The organism is Enterobacter cloacae complex sp. EB5, from assembly GCF_031432835.1.
Taxonomy (GTDB): domain Bacteria; phylum Pseudomonadota; class Gammaproteobacteria; order Enterobacterales; family Enterobacteriaceae; genus Enterobacter; species Enterobacter hormaechei_C.
The window spans coordinates 4,606,762-4,619,297 of sequence record NZ_CP133860.1 but is presented as its reverse complement, the minus strand read 5'-3'; the positions used below and the strand labels follow the sequence as shown (position 1 = coordinate 4,619,297).

Below are 12,536 nucleotides of genomic sequence, written 5' to 3'. Positions count from 1 at the left end.
AAGTGGTACGCATCTTACTTTTCAGAGATAGCCATTATGACTCAAGCACAACCTCAAAGAAGTACGTCAGATCTGGTGAAAGCCGCCGTATCTGGCTGGCTGGGCACCGCCCTGGAGTTTATGGATTTCCAGCTCTACTCCCTTGGCGCCGCGCTGGTGTTCCATGAAATTTTCTTCCCTGAGCAGTCCGCGGCCATGGCGCTGATCCTGGCGATGGGCACCTACGGCGCAGGCTACATCGCGCGTATCGTCGGGGCATTTATCTTCGGCAGAATGGGCGACAGAATTGGCCGTAAAAAAGTGCTGTTTATCACCATCACCATGATGGGGATCTGCACCACCTTAATCGGCGTGTTGCCGACCTATGCGCAGATCGGGATTTTCGCACCGGTGCTGCTGGTGACGCTGCGTATTATTCAGGGGCTGGGCGCGGGGGCAGAAATCTCCGGCGCGGGTACCATGCTGGCAGAGTACGCGCCGAAGGGTAAACGCGGCATCATCTCCTCGCTGGTGGCCATGGGCACCAACTGCGGGACGCTGAGCGCCACGGCGATCTGGGCCGTGATGTTCTTTGCCCTCGACCGTGAAGAACTTATTGCCTGGGGCTGGCGCGTGCCGTTCCTCGCCAGCGTGGTGGTGATGATCTTCGCCATCTGGCTGCGTATGAACCTTAAAGAGAGCCCGGTGTTTGAGAAGGTTAACGACGCCGAAGCCGTTGCGCCGGTTGCTGCGCAAGATACCTCGGTCGGCGCGATGTTTAAGAGCAAATCGTTCTGGCTGGCGACGGGGCTGCGCTTTGGTCAGGCCGGTAACTCTGGTCTGATCCAGACCTTCCTTGCCGGGTATCTGGTGCAGACGCTGTTATTCGATAAGGCGATCCCAACCGATGCGCTGATGATCAGCTCGATTCTCGGCTTCGCCTCCATCCCGCTGCTGGGCTGGCTGTCTGATAAAGTGGGGCGCCGTCTGCCGTATATCATTCTTAACATTTCAGCCATTATTCTGGCTTACCCGATGCTGTCGATTATCGTTGACAAGAGTTACGCGCCGGGCGTGATTATGCTCTCTATCATCGTTATTCATAACTTTGCGGTGCTCGGGTTGTTTGCGCTGGAAAACATCACCATGGCGGAGATGTTTGGTTCGCGCAACCGCTTTACCCGCATGGCGATCTCCAAAGAGGCGGGCGGTCTGGTGGCGGTGGGCTTTGGTCCGGTGCTGGCGGGGATCTTCTGCAACATGACCGGGTCCTGGTGGCCGATTGTGGCGATGCTGGTGGCGTACTCGCTGATTGGGCTGGTCTCCGCGTTGCTGATGCCGGAAGTGCGCGACCGCGATCTGAGTGAAGCCGAAGATGCAGCCGAAGCGCCTCATAAAGAAGCGGTAGCCTACGGCGCGCTCTCTTCACGCCGCTGATGGTTTACATCTTGCGCTACCTGTCACACAACTTTTCACTGATGTCACACCACATGGCGAAAAGTTAATGTAAATCAAGATCTGAAAACGACGTATCAGTATGGTTAATGGCAGCGTTTTTTGACTCCGACTGCCATTCTAGTTGGTGTAGTCAGCAGGCGCTGCCGCTTTGATCAGGAAGCGGCAGCGGATCACAGCGTTCATTAATTAACGAGTCTCAATCATGGAAAACCAGTTATTACAGGCGAAGGCAACGCGTCCTCAGTACGATCGCGACAGCCTCAAGGCACGCATTGTTCATTTAGGATTTGGCGCGTTCCACCGCGCGCACCAGGCGGTGTACACCGATATTCTCGCCGCAGAACAGGGCAGCGACTGGGGTTACTGCGAAGTTAACCTGATTGGCGGCGAACAGCAGATCGCCGATCTGAAGGCACAGGATAACCTTTATACCGTGGCAGAGATGTCTGCCGATGCGTGGACGGCGCGCGTGGTCGGCGTCGTCAAAAACGCGCTGCATGCGCAGGTCGACGGGCTGGAAACCGTGCTGGCGGCGCTGTGCGAGCCGCAGGTCGCCATTGTTTCCCTGACCATCACCGAGAAAGGGTATTGCCATTCGCCGGCAACAGGACAACTGATGTTCGATCATCCGTTAATTGTTGCCGACCTGAAAAACCCGCATCAGCCGAAATCGGCGCCGGGCGTGGTGGTTGAAGCGCTGGCGCGGCGTAAGGTGGCGGGGCTGCCAGCATTCAGCGTAATGTCATGCGATAACATGCCGGAGAACGGCCACGTGATGCGCAATGTCACCTGCGCTTACGCGCGCGCTGTTGACGGCGAACTGGCAGACTGGATTGAAGCGAACGTCACCTTTCCGTCAACCATGGTGGACCGTATTGTGCCCGCCGTCACGGCTGAAACGCTGGATAAAATCGAACAACTGACCGGCGTACGCGATCCGGCAGGTGTCGCCTGCGAGCCGTTCCGTCAGTGGGTGGTGGAAGATAATTTTGTCGCAGGACGTCCCCAGTGGGAAAAGGCCGGTGCGGAACTGGTTTCTGATGTCATTCCGTTTGAAGAGATGAAGCTGCGTATGCTTAACGGCAGCCACTCGTTCCTGGCCTATCTCGGCTACCTGGCCGGTTATCAGCACATTAACGACTGCATGGAAGATGAACATTATCGCGCAGCCGCGCATGCGCTGATGCTGAAAGAGCAGGCGCCGACGCTGAAAGTGAAGGGGGTGGATTTAGCTCACTATGCTGACCTGCTGATCGCGCGTTACAGCAATCCGGCCCTGCGTCACCGCACCTGGCAAATCGCCATGGACGGTAGCCAGAAACTGCCGCAGCGGATGCTCGATTCCGTGCGCTGGCACCTTGTCCACCAGAAACCTTTCCCGCTGCTGGCCCTCGGTGTGGCGGGCTGGATGCGTTATGTCGGCGGTGTGGATGAGCAGGGTAACGCGATTGAGGTGAGCGATCCGCAGCTGGCGGTGATTCAGGCGGCGGTAAACAGTAGCGCTGAAGGAGAAAGCCGCGTTAGCGCGCTGTTGGGCATTGAGGCTATTTTCGGTAACGAGCTGCCGAAGGACGCGGTCTTTGTGGCTGCGGTCATGCAGGCTTATCAGACGTTGCTGCAAAAAGGCGCGAAGGCCACGGTTGCTGAGTACGCCGCCCGGCTTTAACGCGATGACATGCCGCCGTCCGCGGCGGCATGTCGGGGCGCAGCTTAGTGCATCCCCAGACGAATCAGCTCAATCGGTTCGAACTTACCTTCGCATCCTTCCACTTCAACCGTTTTACCACGACGCACCTGCTCGGCATTAAGGCCGTCGCTGTGGATCGCTTTAATCACGCCGAACTGACCTGTGCCGCTAATCATGACGCGGCTGCCAGTGGTGATTGCATTTCGGTTACGGTCGTATGTCATCATGGTATTTTCTCCTCTCGTACTTATCCGTTACGGCGCTAATTCAACGGCTGCCGTTCACGGGGCACTATTAATACGCCTCTCTTTAACGAAATTATTTGCTTTTGATCAAGCTCACACTTTTTTCTTATTTCATGCAGGCGTTGACGGTTCAGGACACCACTTTACAAAGCGGACAGTTATTTTCCTTAATTGATAGTTTCCAGGTGCAAGTGTTTAGGCTTTGTTTATATCCACAATGTCATTCTGGAGGCAGAAAATAACCCTTCACAGGAAAAGGAGTCAGGCTTATGTATAAGAAAATTTTGATGCCTGTTGACGTGTTTGAAATGGATTTGAGCGATAAAGCGGTACGCCATGCGGTCAACCTCGCGAAGGCGGAAGGCGCGACGATCACCCTGGTCAACATTCTCCCTAACAGCAGCCGTTCGTTACTGCGGGGGTTCAATGCCGATATTAAGAAGTTCGAAGAGTATATGACCGCCGAGTCTGATAAGAAGATGAAGGCGCTGAAACGGCTCTTTGAGATGTCCCCGGAAAATATTGACTGTGAAGTTCGCTTCGGCAACGTACGCGATGAAATCATCAAGCTCAGCAAAGAGGGGAAATACGACGTCATTGTTATCGGATCAAAAAACCCGAGCATTACAACCCATCTGCTGGGTTCGAATGCTGAAACTATCCTGCGCTACGCCACTATTCCGGTATTAGTGGTCCGCTAATTACTTCGCCGCAACCGAAAGGGGGCGGTGAGGTTTTATTCTTCGCTGAACCACTCGCGGTTTTCCTGACGAATTAACTGAACTGACTCGCTAATTTCCTGAAGGTGAAGCGTCATCGCTTTATCTACGGCTTCCACGTCGCGTTTTTCCAGCGCGTTGAAAATATCATGATGCTGGCGCAGCAACATCTCTGGCGGAGAAACATGGTCGAGGCTCATGTAGCGCACGCGGTCGATGGTCGCTTTGATGTTTTCGACGGTATCCCACGCGAGCTGACACTCGGCGATCTGCGCCAGTTTCTGGTGGAACTCGTCGTCCAGCTGGAAAAAGTCGTTTAACTGTTTGCGGTCGATGGCGATTCGTTGCTGATGCAGGTTTTGCTCCAGCAGGTAACACTGGTTATCGTTGATAAGCGACGCGGCGCGACGCACCACGGCGCACTCAATGGCCTGGCGAACAAAACAGCCGTTCCGTACCTGCGAAAGCGAAATTTTATTAACATAGCTGCCGCGCTGAGGGCGGATCTGAATAAGGCCGTTTTCTGCAAGCTTAATAAACGCCTCACGTACGGGCTGACGGGAAACGTCAAAACGTACCGAAACCTCTTTTTCTGAGAGTGGCGTTCCCGGTGGGATCAGGCAGCGAACAATATCACGGCGTAAGATGCGATATATTTGCTGATTAACGGGCTGGGTAGGATTAAGTTGCGATTCAGCGGCCATGGGTTGTGATTTCTCAGAGAGTTAACCTGAACATACTACCATTCTTTTCCCTGCCATCACATACCCGGCCCGCAGGCCGGGTGGGGTATATTAACCGCGATGCACGCTGAGTCCGGCATAGGTCTGGCTGACGGGCATCATCTCCACCGTATTGATGTTGACATGCTTCGGCAGATTCGCGACCCACCAGACGGTTTCGGTGATATCTTCCGGCGTCAGCGCATTCGCGTTTTCATAGGTTTTATCCGCTTTCGCGTCATCGCCTTTGAAACGCACGTTGGGGAATTCAGTTCCGCCTACCAGACCCGGCTCAACATCGGTCACGCGGATCGCGGTGCCGTGCAGGTCGGTGCGCAGGTTCAGGCTGAACTGGCGGACAAAGGCTTTGGTCGCACCATAGACGTTGCCGCCCGCGTAAGGCCAGCTTCCGGCGGTGGAACCGATGTTAATGATATGGCCACGGTTACGTTCAACCATGCCCGGCAGCACGGCGCGGGTCATGTACACCAGCCCTTTGTTGTTGGTGTCGATCATGTTTTCCCAGTCTTCCACGCTGGCTTTGTGGGCAGGCTCCATGCCCAGCGCCAGGCCAGCGTTATTGACCAGCACGTCAATTTCACGCCATTCGGCAGGCAGGTTGGCAATCATCTCTTCAATGGCGGCGCGGTTGCGGACGTCCAGCTGTGCGCTCAAAATGCTGTCACCCAGCTCGTCTTTTAGCTCCTGCAAACGCTCCTGACGACGCCCTGTTGCAATCACTTTGTGTCCGTTGGCGACGAAGCGACGCGTGATGCTTTCACCAAAACCCGCTGTCGCCCCGGTAACTAAAATAATCATCTCACTGTTCCTCAACGCTTTTTGTGTTGTACTAACATAGCACGCTCTCCGGCACGTCGTTAAGGCAACATTTGTATGACGCCATTGCAGGCCAGCGCAGGCTGGCCTACTCTGGGGAGAAATACCGTGCTCAGGAGTAAACGATGTCGGTCAACAATCCTTTTTTTGAAATTAGCCTGTTGCCTTATCAGGCGCCACGTTTTGATGCGATCAACGACAGCCATTATCGTCCGGCGTTTGATGAAGCAATGCGCCTGAAGCGTGCAGACATTGACGCGATTATCGCGCAGCGCGCCGCGCCGGACTTCGATAACACCGTGCTGGCGCTGGAAAAGAGCGGGGCCATGCTATCGCGTGTGAGCAGCGTGTTCTTCGCCATGACGTCCGCACACACCAACGATGATCTTCAGGCGCTGGACGAGCAGTTCTCCACCGAACTGGCCGGGCTGGCGAACGATATCTGGCTAAACGATACGCTTTTCGCCCGCGTGGAAGCCGTCTGGCAGGATCGCGAGGCGCTGGATGCCGAATCCCGCCGACTGACGGAGGAGACGTATCAGCACTTTGTTCTTGCTGGCGCGCGTCTGAACGCCGATGAAAAAGCCGAGCTGAAAGCCCTGAATACCGAAGCCGCCACCCTGACCAGCCAGTTCAACCAGCGCCTGCTGGCGGCGAACAAGGCGGGAGGGCTGGTGGTGGACGATGTTCACCAGCTTGACGGGCTCAGTGCGGAGGAGATGGCTGCCGCGGCTCACGCTGCCGCAGAAAAAGGGCTGACGGATCGCTGGCTGATCCCGCTTTTGAATACCACGCAACAGCCCGCGCTGGCGGCGCTGACGTTGCGCGAGACCCGTAAAAAGTTGTTCAGCGCGGGCTGGGAACGCACCCAGAAAGGCGACGAAAACGATACGCGCGAGCTGATCCGCCGGCTTACCGCGTTACGGGCAAGACAGGCGCAGCTGCTCGGTTTTGACAACTATGCGAGCTGGAGCATTGCCGATCAGATGGCGAAAACGCCGGAAGCGGCGCTCGAATTCATGCGCGGAATAGTGCCTGCGGCGCGCGGCAGGGCTGCGTTGGAGCAGGCGGATATTCAGAAGGTCATCGACGACGAGCAGGGTGGTTTTACGGTGCATGCCTGGGACTGGGCGTTTTATGCCGAACGTGTGCGCTCAGCGAAATACGCGCTGGATGAGTCGCAAATCAAACCCTATTTCGCGCTCAATACCGTGCTGGAAGATGGCGTATTCTGGACCGCTACGCAGCTGTTCGGTATCCGCTTTGTCGAGCGTTTCGATATTCCGGTTTACCACCCGGATGTGCGCGTGTGGGAGATTTTCGACCACACGGGTGAAGGCATGGCGCTGTTCTACGGCGATTTTTTCGCGCGTGATTCCAAAGCGGGCGGCGCGTGGATGGGGAATTTTGTTGAGCAGTCTTATGAGTTTGCCGCGCGTCCGGTGATTTATAACGTCTGCAACTATCAAAAACCAGCGAACGGGCAGACCGCGCTGATCTCCTGGGATGATGTGATTACCCTGTTCCACGAGTTTGGCCATACGCTGCACGGCCTGTTTGCCAGCCAGCGCTATGCCACGCTATCAGGCACCAACACGCCGCGTGATTTCGTTGAATTTCCCTCGCAGATCAATGAACACTGGGCCAGCCATCCGCAGGTGTTTGCGCACTTTGCCCGTCACTATCAAACCGGCGAACCGATGCCGGATGCGCTGCGGGAAAAAATGCTCAACGCGACCCAGTTTAATAAGGGTTATGACATGACGGAGCTATTGAGTGCCGCGCTGCTGGATATGAACTGGCACGGCATTCAGGAGCCCGTTGAAGACGTGGAAGCCTTTGAAGCCGCCGCGTTGAAAAAAGAGGGGCTGGATCTACCCGCCGTACCGCCGCGCTATCGCAGCAGCTATTTCGCCCACATCTTCGGCGGAGGCTACGCGGCGGGGTATTACGCCTATCTCTGGACGCAGATGCTGGCGGACGATGGCTATCAGTGGTTTGTCGAGCAGGGCGGTTTGACGCGCGAAAACGGACAAAAATTCCGCGAGGCGATTTTGTCCCGCGGTAACAGCACTGATTTAGCAGAACTCTACCGGAACTGGCGCGGGCACGATCCGAGGATTGAACCGATGCTGGAGAATCGCGGATTGAGTGCGTAAGGCTTTTTTAGTGTGTGAACAAAGCCGGGCGCGAGGCCCGGTTTTTGCTTCCCCTAAATTCCTCCATAAATAAGGCAGGTATTCGTAATGTTGAACAAATAAAAACCGAGCAGGCCTTGATTAACGCTATCATCCTCATTATGAAATTTCCCTATTGGAACTTATCAGAGAGCGAGAAATGAATGATCTAGCTAGTAGTGGCATGTGTCATTTTAATGCACATTATGATTTTGAGGACCTTGAAAAGGAACTAAAGCGTCATCTGTATCTGTGTGAAAAATACTTTTAAACAATGATAAATAAAATACTGGTCAGTGCCTGCCTGATGGGCCTTAAAGTCCGTTATAACGGGAAAGAGAAAGCGCAGATGACTCATCAACTTGCTCGCTGGCAACAGGAGCAGCGCCTGGTGATCCACTGCCCTGAGTTGGCTGCGGGGCTACCTGTTCCGAGACCACCCGCTGAGATTATGTCAGCTGAGGGTAAAGACGTAATGCGTGGACAAGCCAGAATAATTGAAAACACAGGAAAAGATGTTACCGGGCATTATCAACTTGCAGCCTGGCTGGCTCTGCGAGCAGCACAAGAAGCAGGATGTACTGCTGCATTGTTAACTGATGGTAGTCCAACGTGCGGAACTCAGTTTATCTACAACGGTTCTTTCAGTAATCAGCGTAAATCGGGTATGGGAGTGGCAGCGTCATTGCTCTCCGGGCATGGTATTGCGGTATTTTCAGAAACTCAGTTTGCGGAGCTTGTGAACTGGATTGAAGAAAGGGAATGAGCGATTCTCCACGATTAACGCCGAGCGGCATCGCTTCCTGGTCATAATGGGTATGCAAGCTCATTTTTCCATTTTATGAGCCACCTCGATTAATTCCGCCCCCTGATTCTTCACGTTCCCCACGGCGCGAGTTACAGCATGCCAAATAAACTCGTCGGCGGGTACTGCACCGTCGGCAATGATCTCTTCCGCTTCCTTCCCGCCTACGTCCTGGCGCATCCATTCCCTTGCAGCTTCTGGCGACAGAACCAGCGGCCGCCGATCGTGTATATCAACGAGGCCTTTATCCGCAGCAGAGGTCACTATGAGAAATCCCTCGGCTTCATCGCCGCGCTCAAACGGCGTACTGCCGATCGCCGCCATGAATATCGGCTGCCCGTCGGCCCGATTGACCTGCTCCCCGTTGATTAGTACACCCCGATGTTAGTAATGTCTTCATAAGCCACATGAGGACATCCCCATGAAGAAGCGTTTTTCCGACGAACAGATCATCAGTATTCTCCGCGAAGCCGAAGCTGGGGTACCCGCCCGTGAACTCTGCCGCAAGCATGCCATTTCCGATGCCACGTTTTACACCTGGCGTAAGAAGTATGGCGGTATGGAGGTGCCTGAAGTTAAGCGCCTGAAGTCGCTTGAGGAAGAGAACACCAGACTCAAGAAGCTGCTTGCCGAAGCCATGCTGGATAAAGAGGCGCTTCAGGTGGCTCTTGGGCGAAAGTACTGACGACAGACCAGAAGCGGGAAGCCGTGATGTTGATGTGTGATGCGACCGGTCTGTCGCAACGTCGTGCCTGCAGGCTTACAGGTTTATCCCTGTCGACCTGCCGCTATGAGGCTCACCGTCCGGCTGCTGATGCGCATTTATCAGGGCGCATCACTGAGCTGGCACTGGAGCGCAGGCGTTTTGGCTACCGTCGTATTTGGCAGTTGCTGCGCCGTGAAGGGCTTCATGTTAATCATAAGCGCGTGTACCGGCTTTATCACCTCAGTGGCCTGGGCGTAAAACGCAGAAGACGTCGTAAAGGGCTGGCAACAGAACGTCTGCCGCTGCTCCGTCCGGCGGCGCCCAATCTGACCTGGTCGATGGATTTCGTCATGGACGCACTTTCCACCGGTCGCAGGATCAAGTGTCTTACCTGCGTCGATGATTTCACAAAGGAATGCCTGACGGTCACTGTTGCCTTTGGGATTTCAGGCGTTCAGGTCACGCGTATTCTGGACAGCATTGCACTGTTTCGAGGCTATCCGGCGACGATAAGAACTGACCAGGGGCCGGAGTTCACTTGCCGTGCACTGGATCAATGGGCCTTTGAGCATGGTGTTGAGTTGCGCTTAATCCAGCCGGGCAAGCCAACGCAGAACGGATTTATTGAGAGCTTTAACGGACGATTTCGCGATGAATGTTTGAATGAGCACTGGTTCAGCGATATCGTTCATGCCAGGAAAATTATTAATGACTGGCGGCAGGATTATAACGAATGCCGCCCGCACTCCACGCTGAATTATCAGACACCGTCTGAATTTGCAGCGGGCTGGAGAAAGGGTCATTCTGAGAATGAAGATTCCGACGTTACTAACTGAGTGTTGTATCTAATCGTGGGGGCAGGTCACGATGAATGAAATACGGCTGTTTCTTGTCGCCTTCTTTTTTCCATTCGAACCATCCATCGGCAAAGCAGATCGCCCGGCCATGCTGCCACAGAGGTTTAAACATTCTGCTGGTGGCCGCAGTTTCTACACGCGCGTTAATCAGTGGTGCTTTGTCCCACCATCCAGGCGCGTAGCCCCAGAATACCGGATCGAGGTGCAGTTGTTCGTCGCGTTCGCTTAACAGCAGCACTTTGGTACCGGGCGCAACGTTGTAGCGGCCAATGGGTTCAGGGTCATATGCGATGTCGCGATCGCTTTCGTCGGCCAGGTAAGCCAGATATTCTTCACGGGTTTGGGCTTGTGCAAAACGTCCACACATAGAAACCTCCAGTCAGTCAGACTGAAAGTATAGGGCAGGGAGAAAAAGTAGCGCGGGCACGCACCTGAGAGTGAACCGATGCTGGAAAATCGCGTGCTGAATGCACAGGGGTATCGTGAGATGAAAACAGAACCGGGCTTTGCGCCCGGTTACTCTTGTATCAACCACATGTCCGATTCTTCGAACATCTCCTCAAGCATGCGGTTGAGCTTTTCACGGTCGCTTTTGCTGGCGTCGCTGTTCAGGCCGTTCGCTTGCATTGGTTTAACCGTCACGCTGGCATCAGGAAAAATCCGGTGCACGCGTTTTGTCAGCTCGGCCAGGATGATTTCCCTGGCTCCCTCCAGCCCCTGTACGTTTCGCTTGTCATAAACCAGTTCCACAAACATGATTGTTTACCTTATGGATATTACGCATGTGATTCAGCCTGAACGTAAAATACTACTGTATATGGGTACAGTCAAACGGCGTTCAGGCTAAAGCATCGTCCAGAGCAATGCAGACAGCGTTGCCAACCCCCCCAGAACAACCAGAAACACCATCACGCCGCGAAGCTCCGCCAGCGAGGGGCGGGTGTAAATGAGGTACGCTGGGATAAGGAACAGGATCACCGCAATCAGTGGCCCGCAGAACATTTCAATCAGGCTGAGCACATCCGGATTGGCATAAACAATGCCATAGGTCAGCAGGAACAGCGCCAGAGAGGCAAGCCGCTTGCTGGCGTTGGCCTTTTTGCCGGATACGCTGGCAGCCAGCTGACCAAACGTTTGTGCGACCGACAGGCCTACGCCGAGGAAAGATTTGGTCATACCGATGATAGCGATGAGCGGGGCAATGTGATAAATCAGGCTGAGATCACCGTTTCCCTTCATCACCGACAGCACATTCAGGTTTTCTGCCTTCGCCCGCACAAAGTTGTCATGCGGGATCCCCAGCACGCAGCTCAGCACGAAAAAGAGGATACTGGCGAAGATGGCTAAATAGGCGATGCGGATCACGAACAGTGCCTTTTTCTCGCCCTCCGCTTTCCTCTCCCTGTAGTAAGAGCTAAGCGGAGAGACCATAGGCGCGCAGCAAAACGAGAAGGTAATAAGCGGCAGCGTCAGCCAGATATTTTTCAGCGTGACCGGAAGCGGCGTGGCGGTCATTTCAGCGGCCGTATCGGTCAGGTTTGAGAGATGCCAGCCCGGGATAAGTGAAACGGCGATCAGCAGCACAGATGCCGCGAACGGCAGCGCCAGCGCGCTCATAATGGCCACGACCCTGTCCCGACCATTGCTCAGCACCACATACAGCGCAGCAACCACGATAAACGACAATGGCCCACGGCTGAGCGCGGTAATATGCAGATGCTCCACCAGTAAATTATCCAGTGCATTAATCAGCGCCACCCCGTAAACCAGTGTTACCGGGAAGAAGGTCACACAATAGAACAGGGTGATCAGCTTTTCACCCCGTCCGCTGAAGAAGGAGCCGAAGATCGGCAACGTGCCGTTTTCAGTCTTCTCCTCACGCATATACACGCGACAGAGGAGTAAATGGGGGATAAGCGATAACGGCAGCCCCAGCAGGAGCATGACCAGGAAAATAACCGGACCGCGGGTGCCGATTTCCACGGGCAGGAACAGTGTTCCCGCCCCGACGGCTGTACCATAGAGGCCCAGCGTCCAGATATTATCCTGCCAGTGCCAGTTAGAGCGTGTTGTAATATTAGCTGAGAGAGTAGTGGCTTTATTCATCATATTTTACCGCGTTGTTAGAGGAGCGACGACTTATTTAGTTTTTATCTGCCTGTAGTCGTTGCTGCGCCATTACGTCACGGGTGGGAGGGGTCTGATTTCGCATACCGTAAACCTTATGTGTATGCCTGCAATAACTATCGTTATTCTTTGACGATGCTTTAACAGGCGGTTAATTAAGAAAGGGATTTGTTAAATTAATGAACAAATAACGACTGACTTTCCCTGCCTGCACGTC

At 54.4% G+C, this 12,536-nt stretch carries 11 protein-coding genes and 2 pseudogenes; 6 read left to right on the top strand and 7 right to left on the bottom strand.

Translation table 11 applies throughout. From position 1 onward, the window contains the following. The first annotated feature begins 36 nt into the window (after positions 1-36). On the top strand, positions 37-1,416 hold the full coding sequence (locus tag RHN82_RS22130; RefSeq protein WP_047052660.1) for an MFS transporter: 1,380 nt from the start codon (positions 37-39) through the stop codon (positions 1,414-1,416). A gap of 223 nt (positions 1,417-1,639) precedes the next feature. After that, positions 1,640-3,103: a mannitol dehydrogenase family protein gene (locus RHN82_RS22125; protein ID WP_047052659.1), complete on the top strand. Its 1,464-nt coding sequence runs from the start codon at positions 1,640-1,642 to the stop codon at positions 3,101-3,103. A 44-nt stretch (positions 3,104-3,147) separates the two neighbouring features. Here RHN82_RS22125 and ydfZ read toward each other — a convergent pair whose 3' ends face one another. Then, positions 3,148-3,351 carry a putative selenium delivery protein YdfZ gene (gene ydfZ / locus RHN82_RS22120; RefSeq protein ID WP_003857405.1) on the bottom strand — a complete coding sequence of 68 codons (204 nt, stop codon included), beginning with the start codon at positions 3,349-3,351 and terminating at the stop codon, positions 3,148-3,150. Positions 3,352-3,638: 287 nt separating this feature from the next. Here ydfZ and RHN82_RS22115 point away from each other — a divergent pair, with 287 nt between their 5' ends. Then, the gene (locus tag RHN82_RS22115) at positions 3,639-4,070 is read left to right on the top strand and encodes a universal stress protein (protein ID WP_047052658.1); all 432 of its coding nucleotides are present in this window, start codon (positions 3,639-3,641) and stop codon (positions 4,068-4,070) included. 35 nt (positions 4,071-4,105) lie between these two features. Here the strand turns inward: RHN82_RS22115 and RHN82_RS22110 are convergent, their stop codons facing one another. Both RHN82_RS22110 and ydfG read right to left on the bottom strand, forming a co-directional pair. Beyond that, positions 4,106-4,792, bottom strand: a complete 687-nt coding sequence (locus RHN82_RS22110) for a GntR family transcriptional regulator (protein ID WP_047052657.1) — start codon at positions 4,790-4,792, stop codon at positions 4,106-4,108. Positions 4,793-4,882: 90 nt separating this feature from the next. After that, positions 4,883-5,629 (bottom strand): bifunctional NADP-dependent 3-hydroxy acid dehydrogenase/3-hydroxypropionate dehydrogenase YdfG, encoded by a 747-nt coding sequence (gene ydfG, locus RHN82_RS22105; protein WP_310398571.1) that lies wholly within the window; start codon positions 5,627-5,629, stop codon positions 4,883-4,885. A gap of 143 nt (positions 5,630-5,772) precedes the next feature. On the opposite strand from ydfG, the gene dcp reads away from it, so the two are divergent. Both dcp and RHN82_RS22095 read left to right on the top strand, forming a co-directional pair. Continuing rightward, the gene (gene dcp, locus RHN82_RS22100) at positions 5,773-7,806 is read left to right on the top strand and encodes a peptidyl-dipeptidase Dcp (RefSeq protein WP_047052655.1); all 2,034 of its coding nucleotides are present in this window, start codon (positions 5,773-5,775) and stop codon (positions 7,804-7,806) included. A gap of 292 nt (positions 7,807-8,098) precedes the next feature. After that, the gene (locus RHN82_RS22095) at positions 8,099-8,590 is read left to right on the top strand and encodes a DUF523 domain-containing protein (protein ID WP_047052654.1); all 492 of its coding nucleotides are present in this window, start codon (positions 8,099-8,101) and stop codon (positions 8,588-8,590) included. Between the two features lie 60 nt (positions 8,591-8,650). Here RHN82_RS22095 and RHN82_RS22090 read toward each other — a convergent pair. Further along, positions 8,651-8,983 (bottom strand): annotated as a pseudogene (locus tag RHN82_RS22090) (SOS response-associated peptidase family protein); the annotation flags it as partial. A 67-nt stretch (positions 8,984-9,050) separates the two neighbouring features. On the opposite strand from RHN82_RS22090, the gene RHN82_RS22085 reads away from it, so the two are divergent. Further along, positions 9,051-10,171 (top strand): IS3-like element ISSen4 family transposase gene (locus tag RHN82_RS22085; RefSeq protein WP_085950818.1). Its coding sequence is split into 2 segments (ribosomal slippage): positions 9,051-9,309 and positions 9,309-10,171, totalling 1,122 coding nucleotides; the frame shifts between segments, so codons are not numbered across the junction. A 28-nt stretch (positions 10,172-10,199) separates the two neighbouring features. Here the strand turns inward: RHN82_RS22085 and RHN82_RS22080 are convergent. The 3 genes and pseudogenes from RHN82_RS22080 to RHN82_RS22070 all read right to left on the bottom strand — a co-directional run. Further along, positions 10,200-10,559 (bottom strand): annotated as a pseudogene (locus RHN82_RS22080) (SOS response-associated peptidase family protein); the annotation flags it as partial. Positions 10,560-10,708: 149 nt separating this feature from the next. Beyond that, positions 10,709-10,948 carry a DinI family protein gene (locus RHN82_RS22075; protein ID WP_003857390.1) on the bottom strand — a complete coding sequence of 80 codons (240 nt, stop codon included), beginning with the start codon at positions 10,946-10,948 and terminating at the stop codon, positions 10,709-10,711. Positions 10,949-11,035: 87 nt separating this feature from the next. After that, the gene (locus tag RHN82_RS22070; RefSeq protein ID WP_080344063.1) at positions 11,036-12,298 is read right to left on the bottom strand and encodes an amino acid permease; all 1,263 of its coding nucleotides are present in this window, start codon (positions 12,296-12,298) and stop codon (positions 11,036-11,038) included. Positions 12,299-12,536 lie beyond the last annotated feature (238 nt).

Bases quoted from the DNA above. Each gene is read 5' to 3' on its own strand.
- RHN82_RS22110 (WP_047052657.1), bottom strand. From the start codon at position 4,792: ATGGCCGCTGAATCGCAACTTAATCCTACCCAGCCCGTTAATCAGCAA.
- RHN82_RS22070 (WP_080344063.1), bottom strand. From the start codon at position 12,298: ATGAATAAAGCCACTACTCTCTCAGCTAATATTACAACACGCTCTAAC.
- RHN82_RS22115 (WP_047052658.1), top strand. From the start codon at position 3,639: ATGTATAAGAAAATTTTGATGCCTGTTGACGTGTTTGAAATGGATTTG.
- RHN82_RS22075 (WP_003857390.1), bottom strand. From the start codon at position 10,948: ATGTTTGTGGAACTGGTTTATGACAAGCGAAACGTACAGGGGCTGGAG.
- RHN82_RS22095 (WP_047052654.1), top strand. From the start codon at position 8,099: ATGATAAATAAAATACTGGTCAGTGCCTGCCTGATGGGCCTTAAAGTC.
- ydfZ (WP_003857405.1), bottom strand. From the start codon at position 3,351: ATGATGACATACGACCGTAACCGAAATGCAATCACCACTGGCAGCCGC.
- RHN82_RS22125 (WP_047052659.1), top strand. From the start codon at position 1,640: ATGGAAAACCAGTTATTACAGGCGAAGGCAACGCGTCCTCAGTACGAT.
- dcp (WP_047052655.1), top strand. From the start codon at position 5,773: ATGTCGGTCAACAATCCTTTTTTTGAAATTAGCCTGTTGCCTTATCAG.
- RHN82_RS22130 (WP_047052660.1), top strand. From the start codon at position 37: ATGACTCAAGCACAACCTCAAAGAAGTACGTCAGATCTGGTGAAAGCC.
- ydfG (WP_310398571.1), bottom strand. From the start codon at position 5,629: ATGATTATTTTAGTTACCGGGGCGACAGCGGGTTTTGGTGAAAGCATC.